This is a genomic window from Opitutaceae bacterium (assembly GCA_015075305.1).
GTDB lineage: Bacteria > Verrucomicrobiota > Verrucomicrobiia > Opitutales > Opitutaceae > UBA6669.
This window is the reverse complement of sequence record JABTUS010000004.1, coordinates 137,680-160,964: the sequence shown is the minus strand read 5'-3', so window position 1 is coordinate 160,964 and position 23,285 is coordinate 137,680. Positions and strand designations below refer to the sequence as shown.

General features: G+C 59.6%; 19 protein-coding genes. 9 read left to right on the top strand and 10 right to left on the bottom strand.

Annotated features, from left to right (window positions below; genetic code table 11):
• Positions 1-56: 56 nt before the first annotated feature.
• Positions 57-3,314 (bottom strand): TonB-dependent receptor, encoded by a 3,258-nt coding sequence (locus HS122_09480; GenBank protein MBE7538628.1) that lies wholly within the window; start codon positions 3,312-3,314, stop codon positions 57-59.
• A 140-nt stretch (positions 3,315-3,454) separates the two neighbouring features.
• Here HS122_09480 and HS122_09475 point away from each other — a divergent pair, with 140 nt between their 5' ends.
• Positions 3,455-4,408 carry a transcriptional regulator gene (locus HS122_09475; GenBank protein MBE7538627.1) on the top strand — a complete coding sequence of 318 codons (954 nt, stop codon included), beginning with the start codon at positions 3,455-3,457 and terminating at the stop codon, positions 4,406-4,408.
• A 37-nt stretch (positions 4,409-4,445) separates the two neighbouring features.
• On the opposite strand, the gene HS122_09470 is transcribed toward HS122_09475, so the two are convergent.
• From HS122_09470 to HS122_09455, 4 genes are all read right to left on the bottom strand, one after another.
• The gene (locus tag HS122_09470; protein ID MBE7538626.1) at positions 4,446-6,137 is read right to left on the bottom strand and encodes an arylsulfatase; all 1,692 of its coding nucleotides are present in this window, start codon (positions 6,135-6,137) and stop codon (positions 4,446-4,448) included.
• Positions 6,138-6,323: 186 nt separating this feature from the next.
• Positions 6,324-7,907 carry an FAD-dependent oxidoreductase gene (locus HS122_09465; protein MBE7538625.1) on the bottom strand — a complete coding sequence of 528 codons (1,584 nt, stop codon included), beginning with the start codon at positions 7,905-7,907 and terminating at the stop codon, positions 6,324-6,326.
• Between the two features lie 97 nt (positions 7,908-8,004).
• Positions 8,005-11,259 carry a TonB-dependent receptor gene (locus HS122_09460; protein MBE7538624.1) on the bottom strand — a complete coding sequence of 1,085 codons (3,255 nt, stop codon included), beginning with the start codon at positions 11,257-11,259 and terminating at the stop codon, positions 8,005-8,007.
• Positions 11,260-11,493: 234 nt separating this feature from the next.
• A complete protein-coding gene (locus tag HS122_09455; GenBank protein ID MBE7538623.1) occupies positions 11,494-12,756 on the bottom strand; it encodes a diaminopimelate decarboxylase in 1,263 nt (420 codons plus the stop codon).
• A gap of 186 nt (positions 12,757-12,942) precedes the next feature.
• On the opposite strand from HS122_09455, the gene HS122_09450 reads away from it, so the two are divergent.
• Both HS122_09450 and HS122_09445 read left to right on the top strand, forming a co-directional pair.
• The gene (locus tag HS122_09450; protein MBE7538622.1) at positions 12,943-13,731 is read left to right on the top strand and encodes a DUF3108 domain-containing protein; all 789 of its coding nucleotides are present in this window, start codon (positions 12,943-12,945) and stop codon (positions 13,729-13,731) included.
• A complete protein-coding gene (locus tag HS122_09445; protein ID MBE7538621.1) occupies positions 13,728-14,630 on the top strand; it encodes a glycosyltransferase family 9 protein in 903 nt (300 codons plus the stop codon). Before HS122_09450 ends, HS122_09445 begins: the two co-directional genes overlap by 4 nt.
• On the opposite strand, the gene HS122_09440 is transcribed toward HS122_09445, so the two are convergent.
• The gene (locus tag HS122_09440; GenBank protein ID MBE7538620.1) at positions 14,554-15,171 is read right to left on the bottom strand and encodes a DNA-3-methyladenine glycosylase; all 618 of its coding nucleotides are present in this window, start codon (positions 15,169-15,171) and stop codon (positions 14,554-14,556) included. The two genes, HS122_09445 and HS122_09440, sit on opposite strands and share 77 nt — an antisense overlap.
• 116 nt (positions 15,172-15,287) lie before the next feature.
• Between HS122_09440 and HS122_09435 the strand changes: the two genes are divergently transcribed.
• The 6 genes from HS122_09435 to HS122_09410 all read left to right on the top strand — a co-directional run bounded on the left by HS122_09435 (position 15,288) and on the right by HS122_09410 (position 20,095).
• Complete coding sequence (locus HS122_09435) at positions 15,288-16,604, top strand: MFS transporter (GenBank protein MBE7538619.1); 1,317 nt, start codon at positions 15,288-15,290, stop codon at positions 16,602-16,604.
• 151 nt (positions 16,605-16,755) lie between these two features.
• Positions 16,756-17,460, top strand: coding sequence for a chromosome partitioning protein ParA (locus HS122_09430; protein ID MBE7538618.1), 705 nt, complete (start codon positions 16,756-16,758; stop codon positions 17,458-17,460).
• 121 nt (positions 17,461-17,581) lie between these two features.
• On the top strand, positions 17,582-17,896 hold the full coding sequence (gene rplU / locus HS122_09425) for a 50S ribosomal protein L21 (protein ID MBE7538617.1): 315 nt from the start codon (positions 17,582-17,584) through the stop codon (positions 17,894-17,896).
• 19 nt (positions 17,897-17,915) lie between these two features.
• On the top strand, positions 17,916-18,155 hold the full coding sequence (rpmA, locus tag HS122_09420) for a 50S ribosomal protein L27 (protein MBE7538616.1): 240 nt from the start codon (positions 17,916-17,918) through the stop codon (positions 18,153-18,155).
• Positions 18,156-18,387: 232 nt separating this feature from the next.
• A complete protein-coding gene (locus HS122_09415; GenBank protein ID MBE7538615.1) occupies positions 18,388-18,885 on the top strand; it encodes a hypothetical protein in 498 nt (165 codons plus the stop codon).
• A gap of 46 nt (positions 18,886-18,931) precedes the next feature.
• Entirely contained in the window at positions 18,932-20,095 is a 1,164-nt protein-coding gene (locus HS122_09410) for a rod shape-determining protein (protein MBE7538614.1), read from the top strand.
• Positions 20,096-20,171: 76 nt separating this feature from the next.
• On the opposite strand, the gene thrB is transcribed toward HS122_09410, so the two are convergent.
• From thrB to HS122_09390, 4 genes are all read right to left on the bottom strand, one after another.
• Complete coding sequence (gene thrB / locus HS122_09405; GenBank protein MBE7538613.1) at positions 20,172-21,074, bottom strand: homoserine kinase; 903 nt, start codon at positions 21,072-21,074, stop codon at positions 20,172-20,174.
• The gene (gene smpB / locus HS122_09400) at positions 21,074-21,556 is read right to left on the bottom strand and encodes an SsrA-binding protein SmpB (GenBank protein MBE7538612.1); all 483 of its coding nucleotides are present in this window, start codon (positions 21,554-21,556) and stop codon (positions 21,074-21,076) included. Before smpB ends, thrB begins: the two co-directional genes overlap by 1 nt.
• A 93-nt stretch (positions 21,557-21,649) precedes the next feature.
• Positions 21,650-21,859, bottom strand: a complete 210-nt coding sequence (locus tag HS122_09395) for a DNA-directed RNA polymerase subunit omega (protein ID MBE7538611.1) — start codon at positions 21,857-21,859, stop codon at positions 21,650-21,652.
• 73 nt (positions 21,860-21,932) lie between these two features.
• Positions 21,933-23,114, bottom strand: a complete 1,182-nt coding sequence (locus tag HS122_09390; GenBank protein ID MBE7538610.1) for a Gfo/Idh/MocA family oxidoreductase — start codon at positions 23,112-23,114, stop codon at positions 21,933-21,935.
• Between the last annotated feature and the right edge of the window lie 171 nt (positions 23,115-23,285).

Here is a 23,285-nt window from a genome sequence, read left to right as displayed (position 1 = left end):
CCTGGGCGGCTGAAAAACCGGCGATGGATTTCCATCGGCCGTCTGCCCGGCGAAGCTTAGAAGCGCTTGGAGATGTCCACTGTAAACTGCCGGCCGCGCACGTTGAATGTTCCAGCCTGGTAACCGTACTGCTCATCAGCCAGAGCCGGATCCGCATCAAACACATTGTTGATGCCACCGCGCACGGTCACGCCTCGGAGCCAGTCGTTGGCCGAGCGGTCAAACCGGTACGACACCCATGCATTGTGATTGATCTGCGGCTTCACCCTCAGCAGGTACCGGGTCACTCCATTGTCGTTGAAAACCCTTATATAGCCGGGCTTTCCCAACACCTGATACACCTGCTCCGTCGTGGCAGCCGAAGTGTCGACAAAGGATCCGAAACAGCTCGTGAACCAGCCGGCTGAGTAAGGGCCCTGTCGCCAGGAAATTGACGCATTCGCACGCCATGCAGCGCGCCCATTGCGGTTGAGCTCGTCCAAAATCGGTGCGTCGTTGTCGGCCTTGGACACGCGCTTCACGTAGTGCGTGGCCTCGCCATTGAAGGTGAACCTGCCGATACGGGTCGCTGGAGTGCGATACTGCACCCCAAACTCATACCCTTCGATGTCGCGCCCGCTCAGATTGAGGTAGTCATCGATCACCTGAACAATCTCTCCAACCGGGGCACGTGGAAGCGACTTGCCCGCCGGGGAGGCATTGTAGGCGGCAAAGGCGTCACGATCCGCCTGGGTGACGGGCTTGCGCAGGACATTCCCGAATCCCTTGTAGGCGGCCGTGCCGGACCCAAGATCGATCTGATTGACCGGCGTCCCCTTGGCCAGCTCCGCCTTCATGGCAAGATCCAGCAACACCTCATCATAGTCGATGACATTGGCGGCTCCCAGGTTCTGCATGACCTCGTTCTGGTTGATGCTGAAATAGTCAAAGGTGAAGGACAGGCCCTTGATCTTGGGAACCTCAACGACCATTCCAGCCAGCCAGGTCGCAGCCTCCTCCGGGCGCAGGTTCTGATTACCCTGGCGCAGGGTTAGCCGCTGCGCGGTGCCGTCAGACGCAAGCTGGGTGACCGTGTATCGATAGGGGTCATCGGCCCCAACCTGCCGGCGCAGGGGCGTGATGTTGGTCTGCACGAGGTTCGGCGCTCGAAAGGATTCCGCAGCGGATCCCCGGAATTTCAGCCAGGGAACCGGTTTCCAAATGAGACTGGCCTTTGGCTTGGTGGTCTGGCCATGGATCGAGAAATGCTCGAATCGCCCCGCCAGATTGAGCTCAAGCCCATCGACCATGGGAACGCGGTTTTCCCGCGTCACAAACGGCAGTGCGGCTTCGAGATAAGCCGCATAGATGAATTGATCCGCGCTGACCGGAATATTCGAGTTCAGAGCCAGGAAATCGTTGTCGCCTTCGCGGAACAAAGGAAACTTGTCCCCGGAGCCGGGCGGATTCTGGCCCGAGTATATCGCCCGCTTGTCCGAATACGTTTCATAGCGCGCTTCGAGGCCGGTCGCGATACCGATGGGCCCTCCGGTCAGAAATCGTCCAACGCGTCCCGTGACCTTCGCGTCCCAGATGAAAAGATTGGTGCGGCCAAAGCGATCTTCGTCGTCATAAAGAGGATCGAGAACGGAATCGGGGTTCTCGTAGGGCTTGTCCACCGTGATCTGATTGTTCACGATCCGGAACGTGACCGGAAACGGATTGAAGGCCGTGGAATCCGTGCGATTCAACGCAGTCCGCAAACGAGATTCGCGGACTTGAAAGTGCTCGTATTCATGCGACTGCGCGCCCGATGCCATGATCGCGGACTCCCATTCCCAGGAAGAACCGAGCCTGCCCCGCAATCCGCCGAGCACCCGCCAAGCATAGCTGTAAACCTCGGTCACGCGCGGCTTGAAACCGCTCGGAGCCTCCGTATTCTGGCCTGGCGAGATCCCCGTCCACAAGGAAACGTCTGCCGGTGTCCCCGTCAGCCGCGGTGTACCATCCGAATTGGGCACCCCAGTGGGATGATAGAAACGCACGCCAAACGGATTGTAGGGATTGGCCGCCGGCATGTAGATCCCCCAGTCATCCGTATTCTTGAAGTTGGTCGGCTCGCGCCCGTTCCGGCTGTAGGCGCGATAGAACAGAAGGTCTCCGAAAAGATCCACATTCTCATTGAGCGGCTTGTCCAGGAACGTCGCGAATTGAATGCGGTCCGTGGCGGGAACCAGGATCTTCCACCGGTTCCAGTTTGAGAATGTCGCCACCTCGGGGCTGTCGATGTTTGCAGAGGGCGCGCTTGTCTTGAAGGTTACACCGGAAGCCGTGGGAATCAGGTAGAACATGCCGTTCGTGGCCATCGTGGCGACCCCGGGGGGCACCGTGCCGCTGGCGACAATGCCAACGTTGCCGGCCGGCCTCGAACCGATGAAAGTCAGGTAGTCGGGCTGAATGAATCCGCGCTGCCACTGGCCCCATTGGTTCACGCTATTCGAGTTCTTGAAGTCATTGTCCCTGGCGATCGCCGCACCCGTTGCCGGATCCGTCAGCGGCAGCCCGTTCCATGGAGCGGGAAGATCGCGGGTCTGACGCATGTCGGAACTTTTCGACCAGGACCGGTCGTGGGCCGCAAGCGCGTCGCGATGGAAATAGTCGAACGAAACAGAGATGTGCGCATTCCCCTTCTTGAAGCCCTCGAAGAGCGTCACACCCGCCTCGTTCGCGCCGCCATGCTGGGTCATGGACCCCTTGAACGTGACGCCCCTTCCAACATAGGTCCTCGAAACAATGTTGTTGATGACGCCCGCCGCCGCATCGGCGCCATAGATGGCCGACGCTCCGTCGCGCAGGATCTCAACACGATCCACCAGCGCGCGGGGGATCGTGTTGATGTTCACCGCCAGCGACGGCACGCCGTTCTCCGCCATCGAAATGGGATGGGGCGCCATCCGCCGCCCGTTGAGCAGGGTGAGCGTGCTGCCCGATCCGATGCCGCGAAGGTCCACGGATGCGACGTCACCGCGGGCAAGCTGCGGCCCGTTGTTCATCTCGGTGATGGCTGAGAGCTCCGCCATGTTGATCGTCTCCATCAGATCCGCCATGGTCGAGGCCCCGCGTGCGTCGAGGTCACTCTTCTCCATCACGGTGATCGGCAGGGCCGTCTCGGCGTCGATGCGCCGGATATTGGAGCCGGTTACGGTGAAGGCATCCATCGTGATGGACTCGGAATCGGCATTGGCGGATGCCTGCCGGGGCTGGATTGTCTGGGCGGAAACAGCCGTCGCGACAACCGAGGCCATTACGACAAGCAGGGGATGGTGATTTGGCATGGGAAACGTGGGCACGAAGACGACTAGAGAAAAGTGTCTTGTCGATTCGAATTTTTATGTGAATAAACCAACAGCCTATTTTACGACAGCTTCGCACTACGGTCAGAACTTCGACTGACCTTCATCCTCCCCTTCCACCAATGCCAAAAAAGGCGATTTATTCTGATGATGTGCTGCGCATGGCTGCAACACTCTACCATGTCGACAATCTGGGGCAGGCTGAAGTGGCCGATTTCGTTCAGGTGTCACAGACCAAGATTTCCCGACTCCTCGCAATCGCACGCGAGCGGGGAATAGTCCGCATTTCCGTTGAACAGTACGCCGCGCGCAACGAGAGGATGGAAGAGAAGCTCCGCACTACGTTCGCCCTTAAGGATGCCGCGGTGATCAAGGTCCCGGCTGGAGTTGAAAGGCAGATCGCCCGCCAGTACATGGGGCATTTCGGCGCACCCTTTGTCGCCTCACTGCTCCCCAGCGGCGGCGTGGTGGCGCTCGGGGGAGGACGCAGCGTGGCCAGCGTCGTGCGGCGTTTTCGAAGGGGCGATCTGAAGCGCCTGACATGGGTTCAGGCCATGGGGAGCATCGATGCGAACATCTCACCGGACGACGCCATTGAACTCGGGCGATTCATCGTGAGCCTCTGGGGGGGCGAGTTCCTTCGTTTGAACACGCCCGCACTGGTGCCCGACAAACGCACGCGCGACTCATTCCTGGCATCGGATCAAATCAAGGCCGTCTGGCAGCGCCTCCATCGCGCGGACGCAGCGATCGTCGGAGTCGGTCCGATTGAAAACTCCACCTACCTCGAGCGCCGCGTGCTGCAGGAAGATGCCTTTGCCCGGCTACGGGACGCCGGCGCCGTGGGAGAGATCTGTGGCCGGTTCTTCGATGCGAAGGGTCGCGAATGCCAGTCGCCACTTCGGAACCGCATCATCAGCGTGGAACTTCAGGAATTGCACAGGATCCGGTGTGTTGTCGGCGTGGGTGCCGAGCCCGAACGCGCAGCCGCAATCGCGGCCGCGCTTCGAGGTGGCTTGCTGAACGCACTGCTTGTCAACGAGACTGCCGCAGAGGCTTTGCTCGGGCTGGCCTGAGCCGAAACCGGGCTGCGCTGCATCGGCCCCGCCGAGCCTATCGACGGGCACCGTGCCTTGAGTCAGGCGGATAGACGGAATAATCTTGGGCTTCACGCCAGGGACGGGCTCCGACTCGCGCGGCCCATTCATCATACGCCGCACTCAGACGTGTCACGACATCCGCATGTCCGCGGGCAACGTCCACTTGTTCCGTCGGATCTGCATCAATGTCGTAAAGCTCCCAGGGCTCCTCGAAATAGCTCACGAGCTTCCATCGCCCCTCTCTCACGAGTCGGTTGCCTTCATGCTCCACGCATACCGGCCCCCTGCTGCCTGTCCGGCCCTTCTCCAGCAAGGGTCGCAGGCTCCGACCATCATACTTCCGATCCGTCCTCCCCTCGATCACTGCCGGATGCTTCGCGCCGCCAACGTCAAGACAGGTCTCAACTACGTCCGGCAAGAAGCTGAATTCCCTCACCAGCGCGCCACGCATGGCATTGGGCATGCCCTGCGGCCAGCTTACAATCAGCGGAGACATGACCCCTCCCTGGTACGTGAAGTGCTTGAACTCCCTGAAGGGAGCGTTCGACGCATTCGCCCATGCTCTCCCATAGTAGTAGTGATGGTCTTCATTGCCATACTTCCCAAGGTTGGCCGCCTCAAACTCGCCCAAGGGAGGGCTTTCGGCCTCCGCACCGTTGTCAGAAAAAAATACAATCATGGTATTGTCCAACTGCCCTGATTCCTGGAGAAATCTGGTCAGGCGACCGATATTCTGATCCATCCTGTCAACCATCGCGGCATAGGTCGCCATGATCGCATCCATATCGTCCTTCTGCTTTGTTGTAAGGTCATCCCAAGCGGGGACTGGACCTGGCTGCGTGCCCAGACGATGCATGTCCCCTGATCGGGCGGACAAAACCGTGTTGCCTGGCAGCAAATCAAGCTCCTTCTGCCGTGCCATTGTTCGTACGCGCAGCGCATCCCAGCCTTCCTTGAATCGACCACGGTATTTCTTAAAATCCTCCGGCATGGCCTCCATTGGGAAGTGCGGGGCATTGTAGGCGAGATAAAGAAAAAACGGACTGCCGGGCTTGTGTTTGGAATGCCCTTGGATGAAGCCTATCGCCTCGTCAGTGAACGCATCGGTCGTATAGTAGCGATCCCCCTTTACCTGGATTTTTTCAACGCCCCTGCGCATGTCTGCCGGCTTGTAGTACTCTGAAGTTCCGTCGATGAATCCATAAAATTTATCAAAGCCCCGATTGCTTGGCCAGGTCGCCGGATCACTGTTTCCCACGTGCCACTTGCCCGCCATGTACGTGCCGTATCCGGCGGCGCGGAGCATTTCCGGGAGAGTGGGAATCGTCTCTCGTATCCAGCCTCGATAGGCCGCGGGAACCTTCATCCGATCCTCTAGTATCGAAGGATTCTTTCCACGCCTGCGAAATGTCATGTGCCCAATCCCGACTTCATGCGGGTGCAGCCCGGTCATCAACATGGCCCTGGTCGGACAGCACCGAGGATAGGTGTAGAATTGCGTGAATCGCGTGCCGGATGAGGCCATGCGGTCCAGATTCGGTGTATCAATGGGCCCCCCAAAGCATCCGATGTTGCCCCAGCCCATATCATCCGCGAGTATCACAATAATATTAGGTTTTGGCGCACTCGCGTGAAGCACGCCTGACAATGGGAGGATCAGAAACAGTGACAGACTGGCCAACCTGACAATTATTGTGGTTTTCATGGGATACCTTGCATGCATGTGAATAAGACCTCCATGCGGAACACCAGGAGGCCATGGTGGCGGACTCTACTTGCTGATTGTGTAAGATCGTTGATCAAAATATCGTGGACTTGGATCAATTGGAGAAGCATTCCTTGCCAGAAGGCGGAATTCAGACGCGACTGCTCAAGAAGCTTCCGAAGCATATCAAGCCTGCAGGACGGCAGCCCTTTCCCCTATAAGCCATCTTGATGCATAAATACCAAACTCATTCAACTGCCGTACGACCCACCCAGGATCCCTCCCCATCTCCTTCGCCAGAATCGAGGCCACTCTAGGCGCGGCGGCGACCGCGGCTGCCGCATCCAAGACGAGTGCACGGGTGCGACGAGCCAGCACATCCTCCACGGTTCTTGCCATCTCGTTGCGCGCATGCCAGATCACTTCCGCTTCAATATAGGGTAGATCCGGATGGAGTTTCGCATCCGCTCCGGGAATCATTCTTGCCAGCGCCCGGACTTGGTGCGCATCTGAGCCATAGGGTTCCAAGCCTGCTGTGTCCAATGCATCCGCCTGTACAGCGCCGTATAATTTCATGTCCTCCGTCTTGCACAAGCGGTGCTGCATCCCACCCACGGTTTCGAGGCAGTCGATGGATTCCTGCGCCATCTTGCGATAGGTGGTCCACTTGCCCCCGGTTACCGTAACCAAATTCCCCTTGGAAACAAGTATGGTGTGAGCCCTGGACAGCGATGCAGTTTGCTCACCTTGATCCGCCACGAGTGGTCGCAGCCCGGCAAATAGGCTCAATACGTCGGACTCACTGGGATCATGCGTCAGGTACTTTCGCGCGTGCGCTAGTACAAACTCAATCTCGTGATCCAAGGGTACCGGCGTCATCGATGGCTCCACTCCCCCGGTATCCGTTGTTCCAACAACCACACGATCCCTCCATGGAATCGCAAAAAGAACCCGCCCATCATCGGTTCTGGGTATCATCATTCCTGAGTTCCCCGGAAGAAACCGGCGCGGGAGAACGATGTGTATTCCCTGGCTCGCCGCCACCAAGGACTTGGATGCCGGCTCGTCAAATCGTCGCAGGACATCAACAAACACGCCGGTTGCATTCAAGAGAACCTTTGCGCGCACCTCGAACTCGTGGCCACTTTCCTCATCTCGAACCCGTGCTCCCCGAATGCATCCCTGCTCTTTCAGAAGTCCGACGCACCGGCAATAGTTGGCGAGAGCCGCACCCTCTCCAACGGCGGTTCTCGCAAGTGTGACAGCAAGTCGGGCATCATCAAACTGACCGTCATAGTAGAGTACTCCACTGCTCAACCCGCCAGTCTCGATCGTGGGGAGATGTTCCACGGTCTCCGCCCGCGACAGCCATCGAGAGCGGCCGATTGACAGGCCTCCGGCAAGACGATCATACACCCCAAGACCAAGGCGGTAATACGGCCCCTCCCACCAGGCATAGTTCGGAATTACAAATGGCACCTTCCATGCCAAATGAGGCGCGTTCTTCAGGAGCAACGCCCGCTCACGAAGCGCCGAGCGAACCAGTCCCAGTTCCCCTTGCCGCAAATATCGCACTCCTCCGTGAACAAGCTTTGTCGAGCAACTTGAAGTGCCCGACGCAAAGTCCGCCTGCTCAATCAACGCAACCCGGTATCCCCGGCTCGACGCGTCAACAGCGGCGCCCAAGCCTGTCGCCCCTCCGCCAATTATCAGAAAATCAAACTCCTCAGAAGAGTCGCGGAGCCGCTCAATCGCATTTTCTCGAGTCATTATAAAACCCTGCTGACGGGCCCAGGTCGCCGGAGGACTTGCAAGACAGTCAATTCAGATCAGCTGATTGCTTTCCTCGCGACAAAATCGCCCTGCGTCAGAACTTTCTGGAAAGTTCCAGCGTGAACTGCCGGCCTCGCGGATTGGCGGAGCCGGTGAAATAGCCGAAAGTTTCATCGGCAAGGGGCGGCCATGCATCAAACACATTATTGACACCAATCCGCACGCTCATGTTGGTCAGCCATTTGCTTCGAGAATTCTTCATGTTGTAACCAATCCACGCATTATGTTGAACGTAAGCCTTTACATTGTAGAGATACTGCAGAACGCCATTGTTGTCATATGGCTTGATATATCCTGGTTGACCCAAGGTATTATAGACAGCTGCAGTAGTCGCGGCGGAGGAATCAACGAATCCGCCGAAATAGCTGGTAAACCACCCGGCTGACAGTTGTCCGCGGCTCCAGCTAAGACTCGCAGATGCCCTCCATCGGGCCCTGCCATTCACTCCAAGTTCGTTCAGCCAGGGTGCTCCGGTTTCACTTTGTGATGTCCGTATTACATAGTGTGTAGAGTCCGCGCGGAAATTGAACTTGCCCAGGGATGTGGAGGGAAGTCGATACTGCAGGCCAATATCGTATCCCTGCACACGTCGTCCACTCAGATTTATGTAGTCATCAACCAAACTTACAAACTGCCCAACAGGCGCCCGTTTAACCGTGTTCGCAGGATTTGCATTGTATGCTGCAAATGCGGCGCGATCTTCCGCGGTCAGTGGCATGCGTGTCACCTTGGCGTTTCCCTGATAGCTTGCCGTGCCTGAACCGAGGTCTATTTGATTGATGGGCGTGCCCGCATCCAGCATCTTCTTCGTCGCCAAGAGAAGCATCATTTCATCCAGGTCCAGCACATTCTGAGTTCCGATATTTTCGATCACATTGTCCTGATCGATCTTGAAATAGTCGAATGTGAAGGAGAGCCCCTTGACCTTCGGAACATCAACCACGACGCCGTTGACCCACGATCGCGCCTCTTCCGGATCCAATGCGTCATTGCCGCGCCGAAAGCTCAGACGGCGCTGTGTATTGTCAAACGGCGATTGCGTGACTTCAAGGCGATAAGGATCATCGGCATCAATCCGACGTGACAAGGCGGCTGTATTTGTCTGTACGAGATTTGGTGCACGAAATGACTCCGCATATGAGCTGCGCACTTTCAGCCAGTCCAATGGCGTCCAGAGCAGACTTACCTTTGGTTTGGCAGTGTTTCCAAATATTGAAAATGACTCAAAACGCCCTGCCATGGTTAGCTCGAGGCTCTGAACCAGCGGAACCCTGTTTTCACGAACGACAAACGGCATCGCAACCTCCGCATATGCCGCGTAAACCCACTGCTTCGCATCAATCGGCACGTTGGGACTCAAATTTACGACGTCATTGTCATCATCACGCAGAAACGGATATTGACTTCCAGAACCGGGGGGATTCATCCCCACATAGGCGCTGCGCTTGTCTGAATACGTCTCGTAGCGGACCTCCGCGCCACCCGCGAGGCCGATCTCTCCGCCTCCAAACAGACGCCAGAGCCGCCCGTTGGCCTTGGCATCCCAAACAAACACTCCAGCCCTTCCCAACCTGTCTTCATCCATGAAAAGAGGATCCAGCACCGAGGCGGGATTATTGTAGGGTTTGTCGACGACAATCTGATTGTTCGCAATCTTGAATGTCACTGGAAACGGATTGAGCGCGGTGGCATCCGTACGCAGCAACGCCTTGCGCAGGAGTGATTCACGAACCATGTTGTGCTCAAGCTCCTTGGTATAGGATCCGGCCGCCATGATCGCGGATTCCCATTCCCAATTGTGTCCAATTCTGCCGCGAATGCCGCCCAGCATGCGCCAGGAATAGCTGTTGACATCAAATGTGCGGGGACGCATCCCCAGGTAGGGATCCGTGTTTGCTCCGTTCGATACACCACCCAGAATAAGGACATCCGCTGGCGTACCCACCAAGCGGGGGCTGCCATCACTGTTGGGGGCTCCGGTCGGATGGTAAAACCGGACGCCGAATGGATTATATACACTTGCAGCCGGCACATACAAGCCTGGGTCTGCCGGATGTTTGTAATCTACGCCGGGGCGTCGTCCCGTGCTGTGCGCATGATAAAATAGAACGTCGCCAAACAAGGACATCTTGTTGCGCAGGTCATGATCCACGAATGCGGCGAGCTGAGTGCGCTGTGTATTCGGAATCAACATGCGCCAGTTGTTGCCGTTCGCGTAAGTGATATTTTCAGGGCTATCAATATTCTTGGACGCAGCTGTTTGCTTGAACTTCACGCCACCCTCCGGAGTGGGTACCAGATAGAAGACCCCTGCCGCCGTCATCGTTGCAACCCCTTCAGGAGGACTGGCGCTTGTCGAGATGCCGATATTGCCGGTCGGTCTCGAGCCTGCGAATGTGAGGTAGTCGGATTGGATGAACCCACGCTGCCACTGTCCCCACTGGTTGATCGCATTCGTGTTGGCAAAATCATTGTCCCTTACCGTCGTGCTCGTTCCATCCGGATTCGTGACTGCAAGGGGAAGCCCGTTCCAAGGAGCCGGCAGGGAGCGATTCAAACGCATGTCGTCTTCTCTTGAAAACTTTCTGTCGCGCGCCGCCAGGCCATCGCGGCGGAAATGGTCAAGCGACACGGATATGTGCGTATTGTTACGTTTGAAGCTGTCGTAGGCGCTCAGGTTCACCTCTCCCGCCCCTCCATGCTGCGTGTCGGAAAGGCGAATCGTCACCCCGCGGCCGATCGCGGTGCGGGATACGATGTTGTTGATGACACCAGCCGCGGCATCCGCCCCGTAGATTGCGGAGGCCCCATCACGAAGCACTTCAATCCTGCTGATCAGGGAGCGCGGAATGGCGTTGATGTTGGGAGCAAGTGAAGGGACCCCGTTTTCAGCCATCGAAATGGCATGCGGGGCCAGGCGCCGCCCATTCAGAAGCACAAGCGTGCTGCCCGTGCCCAACCCCCGCAGATCGACCAACGAAGCATCTCCCTTCGCCGACTGGGCGCCCGCTGCGATCTCGGTCACCCCGGAAATTTCCGCAATCCCCAGCGTCTCGATGAATTCCGCCATGGTTGATACACCCCGGGATTCGAGCTCGGCCGCATCCACGACGGTGACCGGCACCGCCGTCTCCGCGTCAACACGCCGGATATTGGAACCCGTCACGGTAAACGACTCAAGCTGGATGACATCCTCCCGCGCCTGGGAGCCACCCGCGGTTGCCTGTGCGTGGGAGGCAAGTGGAAGGAAAGGCACAAGCAGGATCGCGCAAATTCGATGGATATTCATGGGGAAAAACCGGAGGCAAAATTTTTTCGGGTAAAGTTCAACTCAAATGTTTATTCACATAAACATGCTGTCTTCGTAGGAGAGCCATCGCAGCCGTTTCCTTCCCTGAAGCCGCTCAGGCGCCAGCCCCGATGAGGCAGGCACGCTGGTGCACGGGAGGGGTCCATGCCTGCAACCCGGCCGCCCAGCAGGGCGGCCGAAACAGGGGCTCCACCAGGCAGTCCTTTCAGGAAGCTAGCCTCGCAATCCCGGATAATCCAGCGTCGCGAAATGATCCGCCAGCGTCTCGGCCCGGCGGATCACTTTCCAACCGCCGCTTCTTCTCCAAAGCACCTCCGCGGAACGGAGCTTTCCATTGTAGTTGAATCCCATCGCATGGCCGTGCGCCCCGGTGTCATGGATCACCACCAGGTCCCCGATCGCGGGATCCGGAATCTCCCGGTCGATCGCGAACTTGTCGTTGTTCTCGCAGAGCGAGCCGGTGACATCATACATTTTCCGCAGGGCGCTCTCCCGTCCGGGAACCGTGATGTGATGATAGGCTCCGTACATGCCGGGGCGCATGAGATTCGCCATGCAGGCGTCCAGCCCGAGATAATTCTTGTAGGTGAATTTCTTGTGGAGCACCCGTGAGACAAGATAGCCGTAGGGTCCCGTGATCATGCGGCCGCACTCCATCGTGATGCGGATCGGATCAAGCCCCGAGGCGGCAATGGTCTTCCGGTAGGCCTCTTCGATTCTTGTCCCCACCAGATGGAGATCCACCGCACGCTGCCCGGGGCGGTACGGGATGCCGATGCCGCCGCCTAGATTGAGAAATTCAATCCGGATCCCCGGCTCGCGGTTCAGTTCCACGACGAGATCGAACAGCATCTGCGCCGTCTCGACAAAGTAGGCCGGATTCAACTCGTTCGACGCAACCATCGTGTGCAGGCCGAATCGCCTGACCCCGCGCTTCACCAGCATCCGGTATCCCTCAAACAACTGCTCCCGAGTGAACCCGTATTTCGCATCCTCGGGTTTGCCGATGATGACATTGCCCTCCTTCAGGCGACCCGGATTGTAGCGGAAACAAAGCATCTCCGGGAGCTTTCCGCCCAGCGCGCGCTCCAGAAAATCGATGTGCGAAATGTCATCCAGATTGATGATCGCTCCCAGCCTCGCGGCCTCCCTGTACTCGTCGGCCGGCGTGTCGTTGGACGTGAATACGATCTGTTCGCCGGTGATGCCCACCGCCTCACACAGCCTGAGTTCAGCCAGCGACGAGCAATCGCCTCCCAGCCCCTCCTCCTTCAGCAGGGAAAGGATGTGCGGATTCGGAAGCGCCTTGACCGCATAAAAATTCCTGAAGCCACCCGGCACCCACTTGAACGCCTCATAGAACACACGCGCGTTCGCCCGTATCGCGTCCTCATCATAGATGTGAAACGGTGTCGGCACCTTCGCGGCGATCGATTCAAGCACTTCCTTGGTGAACGGGAGCTTCTTGTCAGTCATGGACACAAAAGCCCACCACACCCGGGCGGGGCGATCATGTCAACGGCGACCCATTGAACCGTTTCCACCACTCATGGCGGCATCCCGCAGGAGGCAAGCGCCGGGGAACAAGGCAGGGCGCATGCGGTTCAAACTTTCAGTTTGCTCGAATCCGCGGCTCCCTCCCCCTTGTTCCCAATGCACCGCATGCCAAACGTCGCCTTCGCCTGCCTGACCCTGCTTTTCAGCAGCACGGCGCTGCGGGCGAACGGACCATTCACCGCCCTGAAGGACGGAGAACGCTTTCGTTTTCAAATCACCTGGGGAATTTTTTCCAACGCCGGCGAAATCGTCCTCCAGGCCCGCCGGGAGACGACGGCCGGTGCGGATCGCATGCACGTGACGACGCGCATCTCGTCGCGCGGAATCATTCGCGGTTTCTATCGATTCGACAACCAGTCCGAACTCGTGATCGACATGGCGACCGGACGGCTCATCTCCGCCAGCGAGGAGGGATCCGGATCGAAGGACACGCGGACTCAAACGCTCTTCGACTACGATCGTCGAATCGCCACCCACACCGACTTCCTTCACCCGGACCGCAACCGGGAATTCGCGCTGGGTGCAACGGACCCCGTCGACCTGATCACCGCCCTCATCCAGACGCGTGACTGGAATCCGAAACTTGGCGACCACCGCAGTGTCGACGTCTACTTCAGTCGCGACATCTATCCCGTCGTCATTCGAGCGGATCTGCTCGAGCAGGTGAAATCCCCCCTGGGAGTCTTCAACACCATGAGGCTGACCCCCCGCATGGAAACGGAGCCGCCGCGCGGTGTTTTCAAGCGCGGTGGGGAAATCAGGGTCTGGGTGTCACAGTCGGATCACCCCCAGCCCGTGCAGATGCAGCTCAAGCTGAGCTTCGGCTCCGCACGCCTCGTTCTCGCCGAACACGAAGTCCCGGTATCCGAGGCCGTCCGGGAAGCCCACCGTTGAATGTCTCGTCGATTCTCGTTCTGCGCGGAGGCGCGCTCGGGGATTTCCTCATCACGCTGCCGCTGCTGAAGGCACTGCGCAAACGCTGGCCGGGCGCCCGCATCGATCTGGCTGGAAACTCCCGGGCCGCCGAACTGGCCGCGCTCGACGGAACATTAAGCGCAGTCCATGACCAGTCCGAATTGCGGTGGGCCGAGCTCTACTCCGACGGGCCGCTTTCGACCGCGTTTCGCTCATGGCTCGAATCGTTCGACATCGTTCTCAACTTCTGGCCGGACCCCAATGGAGAAATCGCCCGGCGCTTTCCCTTGAGAGGCGGCCAGCGCTATCATGCATCCAGCTCCAAGGTGATCAGCCGTCCGGCATGCGCCCACTTTTTCACCCCGCTTGAGGCCCTTCACCTGCCTCCTCCCCGGCACGCCCGGCTGACACTCCCGGCCAGATTTGCCAGGGAAGCGGCCAGCCGGCTCATGCCGGACGCGCGAAGGGTCGCCGTGCACCCAGGAAGCGGATCCGCCAGGAAGAACTGGCCTCCGTCACGCTGGCTTGAACTGATTGAGCGCCTCGCCCCCGATCCCATCCTGGTCATCCTGGGCGAAGCCGAGGATGCGGTCCGCGCGGAGATGACCACGCTGGGCTCGGATCGTATTCAGATTGCCGATACCTGGCCGCTGCCACTGCTCGCCTGCGCCATCGCCGCATGCCGGCTTTTTGTCGGGCACGACACGGGCATCGCCCATCTTGCCGCCGCGTGCGGCACTCCCTGCGTGCTGCTTTTCGGCCCGACGGATCCCGCCGTCTGGGCTCCGTTCGCGCCGGATGTCACCGTCCTTCGTGACGGCGATGCGCTGGAGAATGTTTCGATCGATCGCGTGTTGCAGCACGTTCGATGGGATTGACGGATTCAGCATAGGGAGTGAGGACGAATCGCCAGGGTTTCGCCGCCCAAACCGGTCCCGCGTAGTCGACTCCAATCCGGGGTGTGCGCGTGATCCTCGCGGGGGATGCCACAAACCCATCGTCCTCAAGCCAAAGCCCGGTCGAGGGTTCCGCCGGGGCGCGATTGAGCCCGCGGTCAACATTCAGGGCGCGGGTGATCCGGCCCGGCCCGGAGATTCCTTCCACACCCCGGATGAGGACAGCCGCGGGCCAGTCGGCGGGACCTGCCACAAGGTTGAGCATCTCATGGATTCCGTAGCAGAGGTAAACGTACCACACACCGCCAGGCAAATACAGCACCTCGCTGCGCGGCGTGCGCCCCTTCGAGGCATGGCACGCTAGATCGCGTTCGCCATCATAGGCTTCCGTTTCGGTGATTCTCAGGCGCAACTCAGGATCCCAGTCGCCCGACCTCCGGACCAGTTGTTTGCCAACAAGCCATCGGGCCAAATCAACCGTTTTTTTCGATCTGATTTCTTTTGCTTCAATGATTCGCGACATGTGTTCAACTTCGACTCTATCACCACAACGTGACTTCCAGGCGAGAATCCACAGCACAGCACAAGAAACTCTTCAGGAGGGCGCTGCTTCTATGCACAGCCGACGGACTGGTCGCAATGCCGATCGTGACCATGTCCCTGCCGGTGAATGTCTTTCTCGCGGCGCTGTACACCAAGGTGCTGCACCTGCCGAAGTCGACCATTGGTATCATCACAGCCCTCCCGTTCATCTGCAACTTCCTGCAGGTTTTCGTGACTCCCTTTCTTGCGCGAAGACTTTCCACGAAGGTTCAGGCATTTCTTCCCGCCTGCTTTCACATGCTGGCGTGGGGCGCACTGGTTGTCCTTCTCGGCTATATGCCGGTGAACGATCCGGTGACGTCGGGGCAATGGCTCGCGATCTGGTACTTTGCCTCAAGTTTCGCCGCATCCCTCGCGGGAGTTGCCTGGAACTCATGGATCCAGGAATGGGTGCCGTCTCGTCTCCGTGGCAAATACTTTGGCCAGCGCAACCGTCTGCTGTCCGTGTCGACCCTCGTGTTCCTTCTGGTCACCGGCTGGGCTCTCGACCACTGGGCCTACTCGATCCGCGTCTTTCAAGCCATCATCGTCGGGGCCGTCTTCCTCCGAATCTTTTCCCTCAAGTGGATCTGGGACACCCCATCCTCAAATCTGGAGGCCCCCCGTCCAAAGGGGACGCTCTCGTTCAAGGAACAGCTCGCGCTTATCATGCGCTCGAAGTCCCTTCTGGCCTTCATCGGATTCGGAGCCATCTGGTCCTTTGCCGCCAACTCCTTCGGCCCGTTTTACCACGTCTTCATGTTCGAACAGCTAGAAATGTCCGCGTTCGAGGTCGGCATGCTTTCCACCCTCTCGGCTCTCGGGGGTGCACTTTCGCTGCGAGCCTGGGGACAGATGCTCGACCGCCATGGCAACAAGGCGGTGATGACCCTTTCCCTGATACTGTGGCAGTTGGCAAACATCACCTGGTGTTTCCTCGATGTCAGCAACCGCAACATTCTCTACCCGCTCTGGACGTGGGGCGGCATGACCAGCGCGGGATTCATCCTCGGGCAGTTCACCATGCTCCTCAAACTCCTGCCCATTCCCGCAAAATCGCTCGCGATCGGAGTCAACCTCGCGGTCACATCCCTCGTCGCTGCCATCGCACCCATCCTTGGCGGGCAGATCCTGGGACATGGCTTGAGGACGCTCAACGACCCGCTGCTCGTCTATCACCTCTGCTTCGTCGTGCAGCCGGTGGTTGCACTGGCGGGCGCAATATTTCTTCTGAGGGTCAGGGAACCGTCCGCAAGTTCACTGCCAAGCGTCGTCGGCGCCATGCGGAACATCCGCACGCTGAGCGGCATTTTCGGGCTGAGCTTCCTGACGAACTACGTGTTTTATCGCCCCCAGCCCAAGCGCCAGCACTGACCCTTCCAAAGCCGGACCGACACGGTAGCTTGAAAATTCGATGGCATTCCCCGCCGCGGGATTGCCTTGACCCGGGGTTTGCATTCAATCCCTGGCCAACGGATATCCATTCCGGCCATCCGGCAGGGAAATCATCGCTCCCCTTGTCACCATGAGCAAATCCGTCGCACTCTCCATCATCGCCGCATTGGCCCTGGTCGCCGCATTTTTCGGATACAAGTGGTACCGGGAGGGCGTCCAACGGGACAGGGATGCGCGAGCCGCGGCCGCAAGGAAGACAGCCGCCGCGGATCTTGCTGCGGACGCCGCCCGCAGGACCCGTGCGGAGGCCGAGGCGCACCGACTGGCCGCCCTCAAGGCGCAACAGGATGCCGAGGCCGCCGAAAAGGAACTCGCCCGCCTCCAAGCCGCACAGGCCGCCACCGCCGCCGCGCGCACCGCCGCTGAAGAAGCCGCCCGCGAAGCAGCGGCAATGCGCGAACGCCTCGCTCGGGAGCGCGAAGCAGCCACCGGAGAGGCCCGGCGGTTGGCTGAACAGCGCGAAAGGGAAGCGGAGATTGCTGAGCGGGAAAGGACCGCGGCCCTCGCAAGGCTGCAGGAAGCCGAACGCAAGAGCCGCGAGGCCGCCGAACGCGAAGCCGCCCGCCTCGCCAATCTTCGCAAGCAACAGGCAATCGAGCTCGAAGCCCAAAAGGCTCTGCTGGTTCGCGATATCCTGCCCTCCGATTACAAGCGTCGCCAGCACTACTATCAGGACATAGAAATGCAAAATATGGACATCTTGGCTGAAAATGCGGTAATCAAAGCCAAAAATGAAGCAGCCAGCCGACCGCCTGTTGCACCCGGAAAACCCTGATCCACTGGAAAGCGGCGAGTTACAGGCCGCCTCGCACCGGGCATTTCGCCGGGCGGGCTGACTTCGGCAAATATCTCCTTGCTTGCCGTCGTCAAAAGCCACTTATTCCGCGGTTTATTTTATGAAAGCCACGATCAAAACCCAAGGCCAGCAGTACGTCGTCACAGAAGGCGATATCCTGACCGTGCACCGCTTTCCGAATACGGAAAAAGGCAACACGGTCACGATCAAGGACGTGCTGGCCACCGGCGAAGGCGAATCTTTCAGGGTCGGCACGCCGACGCTTGCCGGTGCATCCGTCACCGCCACCATCTTGGAAAACAAGCGCGGCAGGAAGATCGTTGTTTTCAAGAAGAACAAGCGGAAGGGCTACGAGCGCAAGCAGGGCCACCGCCAGGAACTCTCGGTCATCAAGATCGATTCCATCTCCCTCTAATCAAAAAGGATCCAACGTCATGGCACACAAGAAAGGTCAGGGAACATCAAGCAACGGGCGTGACAGTCACTCCCAGCGCCTCGGTGTGAAGAAATTTGGCGGTCAGTCCGTTCTCGCAGGCAACATCATCGTTCGCCAGTGCGGATCCAAACTCCATGCCGGCAAGAACGTCGGCATAGGCCGCGACTGGACGCTCTTCGCCCTCAAGGACGGCACAGTCTCCTTCGACAAGGCACACCGCCTCGTCAACGTCATCTAGGCGCTACCAGGCTCCATGCCTCTTTTCAGCGCAACCCGTTGAGGGTTGCGCTTTTTTTTGTGCCGTTGCAGCGATCACTTGCTGCCGGAGGATTGCGGGTGTCATGCACAGCCATCGCGCATCGGGCCGGCCGGACATCGCGATGAGCCCGACGGGATTCGTGCTCTTCGCGTGAACTGATCCGAAGATCCCGGGTCTACCGCGCCGGCATCTCCGCCTTGAACGCCGTCGCATGACTCAACTTGAAATGGATAGGGAATCCGCCGTTGCGGCGCTTGCCTCGCTCTGCAGGAGGATCTGCCTGCTTGAAGCCCGGGGCTGCTCCACCGAGGCATCGGCAATTCAGGCTGGCGAATTCTCAAAGGCCATCGAACGAATCCGAATTCAATTCGGTCCCGGCTTTCTGCCGGAGGCCGGCGTGTCCGGCCTTTTCACGCGCGAGCGCGAACGCGTCGCCGACGCGGTCGTTCTCGCCGGGCTTCTCACAGACCTGTCATCTCCCGCGGGCTTTCTCGCGGACCGGCCTCATGGCGCTTCCCACGCCGGGTCCACGCCACGCGCATCCAATAATCCACTACACAAGCCGGGGCCCCGCGGGGCGAACTCCGATGCCGAAGCGCCCGCCAACTGCCAGCGTCCGCGCAGCCGGAGCGCGCCCGCGATCGCCGATCTGCTGGATGAAATGCTGACTCAGGAATCCCCCTACTCTCGCACCGCAAGGGTCAACTGACACTCGGCACCCGCCGCTTCTTTCATCCATCAACCACGCTCTTTCTATGCCAACCATCACATCCGAACGTCCAGTCGCATCGCCCGCAAACACGGGCGCGCCATCAACGCCCAGTCCCTCCCAGCCCGTTGCCGCGAAAATCGCCGATCGAAAGGTGATCCTGGTTGGCTTCGACCTGGGAACCAACAAGTCCTGCGTCCTCGCCTGCGCGGCGGGCTCCGGCGACATCGCCGTCAGCAAGGTGGTCCCGAGTGTCGTCGGATACGTGAAGGACGGCATTGTCGATGGCATCATCTCCGGAAACTCGCGCATTCTTTTCGGAGACCAGGCCATCCAGAGCGCACTCCACGCGACCGTCATTCCTCCCCTTGCTGAAGGCGTCGTTGCACACATGGCCGCCGCGCGTGATTTCCTGCGTCACATCCGCAGCCTCGCGGATCCCTCGGGACTCGCGGAAATCCGAGCGGTCATTGGTGTTCCGGCCAACGCGGATGAGTCCTCCCGCGAAAACATCCGGCAGGCCGCCATGGGCGCGTTCGACCGAATCATTCTCATCCCCGAACCGTTCCTTTCAGCGCTCGGCTACCGAGATGAGTCCCGGGTCGGTCAGCCCGGCTATGTCGATCCGGTGACCAACTCCCTGTTTGTCGACATCGGCGGCGGCACAAGCGACCTGTGTCTGGTGCAGGGGTACTTTCCCAACGCGGACGACCAAATCTCAATTCGCTTCGCAGGCGATGCGATCGACTCAATAATCGAGACGGAGCTCAATCGCACCTATCCCAACAACGGGCTGTCGCGCACAAAGATTCGCGAAATCAAAGAAGCCCACTCGTATGTCGGACCGATTCGCAAACCCATCGATGTGCGCGTCATTCTCGCCGGCAAGGCCCATGTGCTGGAACTCGGCGACGTTCTCGGACGCTCCGCAAACAGCCTTGTCGATCGAATTTACCCCGCCCTCGTGACGCTCATATCTCGCGCGTCCTCGGACAGCGTGGTGACCCTGCTTCAGAACATCGTGATCACGGGTGGTGGATCGCAGTTGAAGGGAATCGACACGGTCCTTCAGCAGAGACTCGCCGACGACGGATACGAATCGCCCCGGGTCAAACTCGCCGGCCAGGACTACAAGCGGTACGTTGCCCTCGGCTCGCTCAAGGCCGCGCGATCCGCCCGCGAGAACCAATGGCAGGTCCTGCTGCGATAACACCAGCGCCGGTCCCCAGGGCACGACGAAGCGCGCCCCTCCATTCGATCAATCTCCCCAAGCGCCGCGCGACCGACTACAGCACGCGCAGGCCGGTGTTGTCGCAGGTCAGCACGCGGGACTGGGCGCTGACTCCCTTGTCGGCAAATGCCGCCTTCATCGCGGCGGCCACGGCGGTGGCCGCCGTGGCCCGCGCCACGCACAGCACGCTCGAGCCGCTGCCGCTCAGCCAGCCGGTGTACGCGCCCGCTCGAATGCCTGCGGCAATCGCCTCGCCTCCACCGCGTATTCCCGGAAGGCGATACGGTTCATGCATGAAGTCCGACACGGCATGCCTCAGTTCATCGTACCGCCCCGATGCGATCGCCGCCACCAGATAGGTGGCGCTGTTGATGCTCTTTACCGCATCAAAATACGGAAGCGTCGCGGGCAGCACGCCTCGGGATGCCTTCGTCAGCAGCTCCTGCGCCGGGGAGGCGGTGACAAACTTCAAGTCATCCGGCAGCTCAAAGCGGATCGTGCCCCGGTACTTTCCGGAGTCCGGATCGCAGCGTGAAACACAGAAGCCGCCGAGGATTCCCGCGCTGGCGTTGTCGGGATGTCCCTCCAGATCCGTCGCGATCTCCACCAGGCGATGTCGCGACTGTTTCGCCGCCAGCAGCGCATCAAGCCCTGCAAGCACGCCCGCAATGACGGTGATGCTCGAACCAAGTCCCCGGGCCGAGGGCACGTCGCCCTCGATGCGATAGGAAAAACCAGCCGGCTCCCTCCCCACCGCGGAATGGAACGCCCCGGCCGCCTCGGTAACCATCGCAAGCGCCTGCTCATCGGACGGACGCTCCGCGCGCGGCAGCGCTCCCGGGATCCGGGTCAGCGTCACGTGATTGTGGATGTTCAGCGCGAGGCCCAGGGTGTCGAAACCCGCCCCACAGTTGGAGGTGCTGGCGGGAACCCGCACCGTGACGGAAGTGAGACTCATCAGCGGCGGTACTTGAAGGCTTTCTTCATTTCGAGCGTCTCAGCCTTCTTCTTGAGATCCTGGCGCTTGTCGAAGAGTTTTTTGCCCGTGCAGAGCGCCACCTCCACCTTGACCAGCGCCTCCTTGAAATACATCCGCAGCGGAATCAGCGCCTGGCCGCCCGCCTCCAGCGCCTGGCCGATCTTGCGGATCTGGTGTCGGTGAAGCAGCAGCTTCCGCACCCTCCTGGCATCGTGGTTGAATCGGTTGCCAAACGCGTACTCCTCAATGTGCGCCCCATGCATCCAGAGCTCGCCCTTCTCGTACCGCCCAAAGGCGTCGTTGATCTGCGCCCGCCCGGCGCGGATCGACTTCACCTCCGTCCCACGCAACTGCAGCCCCGCCTCAAAACGCTCATCGATCGTATAATCGCGAAGCGCCTTGGCATTGCGGATCTCGGTAAAACGAGCCGCATCGGATGCGTTTTTCTTTGCGGCAGCCATCTATGGAATTCGTGCAGAAAAAAGGCGGCGCCGCAAATACGGAGCCGCCCGGAATTTCAAGGGTTCAGATCCTTGCGACGATGCGCAAATCGCTCAGGCTGCGGACTCCCCAGCCAGTTCGAAACTGATCTTGCCTTCGATGATCTCGCGCAGGGCGATATCCTCGGGGGACAGCTTTTCAAGCGATTCAACCAGCGGCCGGTTGCCGCGCTTCAACTGCTTGACGCGGCGGGATACCACATTGATCAGGACATTGGGATCGGAGATGATGCCGAGTGCTTCTTTGATGTAGTCGTCTCTCATGGGCGGATGGATTTCGCGGGAAACCCGCTATTACGCGCCCGCAGGGCGGCAAGGTCAAGGGCTATCTTGGTCTTCACAAGCCCTTCGAGGTCAACCACTGGGCCCTCGCCTGCGCCTTCAGCGACAGTTCCGCCGCCTTGAACGCATGCTTCTGCGTCATGGCTTTCTCGGTGCGGTTCAGACAATCGAGGATGAACTGCCTGAAAAACGGAGCTCCGACCTTTCCGTCCACAGGGATGTGGTGCTCTCCCTTCTGATCGACAAGATAGACGTGGTCCGGAGTCCTCTCACGCGCGACATCGATGTACTTGCGAAGCTCGATATAGCCCTTGGTCCCGAGTATGAACGTGCGGCCGTCTCCCCAGGTGCCAAGGCCGTCCGGCGTCAGCCAGTCGACGCGAAACATATGGGTCGCCCCATTGTCCGCCGTGAAGGATGCCTCGCCGAAATCCTCGAGTTCCGGGGTGTCGGGATTCGCGAAATTCCCCACAGCCGCATGCGTCACGGTGGCATCGCTGGCGCCGGCATACGTGAGAAACTGCTCGCATTGATGACTTCCGATGTCGCATAGGATCCCCCCGTACTTCTCGCGCTGGAAAAACCACGCGGGGCGCGATGCCTTGCTGAGTCGATGCGGTCCCAGCCCCAGAACCTGGACCACCCTCCCCACCACCCCATCCTGCACGAGCTGTGTCGCAAACATGCCAGCCTCCGAAATCAACCTCTCACCATAGTAAACCATGTACTTTCTTCCGGTCCTCGCTGCCACCTCCCTGGCCTGCGCGAGTTGCTCGAGCGTCGTGAAGGGAGCCTTGTCAGTAAAATAGTCCTTTCCAGCCTCCATGACCCGGCAGCCCAAGGGGCCCCGCTCCGAAGTAACCGCGGCCGCCGTCACCAGCCTCACCTCGGGATCAGCCAGGATTTCATCGAACGCACGAGCCACCCTAGCCTCCGGGAAACGCTTCCGAATCGCTTCAACCTTTTTAGCATCCGGATCGTAGATCCATTTGAGGGTCGCCCCGGCATCCTTCAACGAAGTGCACTGGCCCGTGATGTGGTTGTGATCGAAATGGGCGGCGGCAAAAATGAACTCCCCGGCCTTGACCACGGGCTTGGGCAGCGGTCCCGGCACATAGGTCGTGCTTGGAGGGATGTCACTGCGACCACTTCCCGTCTGGGCGCCAGCAAATGACGGCAGCAACCCACCGGCTGCCACGGCACCTGCGGTGTGGGTCAGAAAATCGCGACGTTTCATAGGATGGAATACCGAATCTGCCCGATGAGCTGAGGCATGTCGAGGTCGCCGGTAACCGGTGGCCAACTCGACCAGGTGCAGTCGCGTCTCCGGCGGCATCTGCCTCGGGCGTGCCAGAGTTTTCGACTTCTGCACGGCGTCGATCGCGGAGTTGCACTTCGCTTCCTCTTT

Bases quoted from the DNA above. Each gene is read 5' to 3' on its own strand.
- thrB (MBE7538613.1), bottom strand. From the start codon at position 21,074: ATGAGTCTCACTTCCGTCACGGTGCGGGTTCCCGCCAGCACCTCCAAC.
- HS122_09435 (MBE7538619.1), top strand. From the start codon at position 15,288: ATGCCGATCGTGACCATGTCCCTGCCGGTGAATGTCTTTCTCGCGGCG.
- HS122_09390 (MBE7538610.1), bottom strand. From the start codon at position 23,114: ATGAAACGTCGCGATTTTCTGACCCACACCGCAGGTGCCGTGGCAGCC.
- HS122_09415 (MBE7538615.1), top strand. From the start codon at position 18,388: ATGACTCAACTTGAAATGGATAGGGAATCCGCCGTTGCGGCGCTTGCC.
- HS122_09440 (MBE7538620.1), bottom strand. From the start codon at position 15,171: ATGTCGCGAATCATTGAAGCAAAAGAAATCAGATCGAAAAAAACGGTT.
- HS122_09460 (MBE7538624.1), bottom strand. From the start codon at position 11,259: ATGAATATCCATCGAATTTGCGCGATCCTGCTTGTGCCTTTCCTTCCA.
- HS122_09475 (MBE7538627.1), top strand. From the start codon at position 3,455: ATGCCAAAAAAGGCGATTTATTCTGATGATGTGCTGCGCATGGCTGCA.
- HS122_09455 (MBE7538623.1), bottom strand. From the start codon at position 12,756: ATGACTGACAAGAAGCTCCCGTTCACCAAGGAAGTGCTTGAATCGATC.
- HS122_09450 (MBE7538622.1), top strand. From the start codon at position 12,943: ATGCCAAACGTCGCCTTCGCCTGCCTGACCCTGCTTTTCAGCAGCACG.
- HS122_09465 (MBE7538625.1), bottom strand. From the start codon at position 7,907: ATGACTCGAGAAAATGCGATTGAGCGGCTCCGCGACTCTTCTGAGGAG.
- rpmA (MBE7538616.1), top strand. From the start codon at position 17,916: ATGGCACACAAGAAAGGTCAGGGAACATCAAGCAACGGGCGTGACAGT.
- HS122_09480 (MBE7538628.1), bottom strand. From the start codon at position 3,314: ATGCCAAATCACCATCCCCTGCTTGTCGTAATGGCCTCGGTTGTCGCG.
- HS122_09395 (MBE7538611.1), bottom strand. From the start codon at position 21,859: ATGAGAGACGACTACATCAAAGAAGCACTCGGCATCATCTCCGATCCC.
- HS122_09410 (MBE7538614.1), top strand. From the start codon at position 18,932: ATGCCAACCATCACATCCGAACGTCCAGTCGCATCGCCCGCAAACACG.
- HS122_09470 (MBE7538626.1), bottom strand. From the start codon at position 6,137: ATGAAAACCACAATAATTGTCAGGTTGGCCAGTCTGTCACTGTTTCTG.
- smpB (MBE7538612.1), bottom strand. From the start codon at position 21,556: ATGGCTGCCGCAAAGAAAAACGCATCCGATGCGGCTCGTTTTACCGAG.
- rplU (MBE7538617.1), top strand. From the start codon at position 17,582: ATGAAAGCCACGATCAAAACCCAAGGCCAGCAGTACGTCGTCACAGAA.
- HS122_09430 (MBE7538618.1), top strand. From the start codon at position 16,756: ATGAGCAAATCCGTCGCACTCTCCATCATCGCCGCATTGGCCCTGGTC.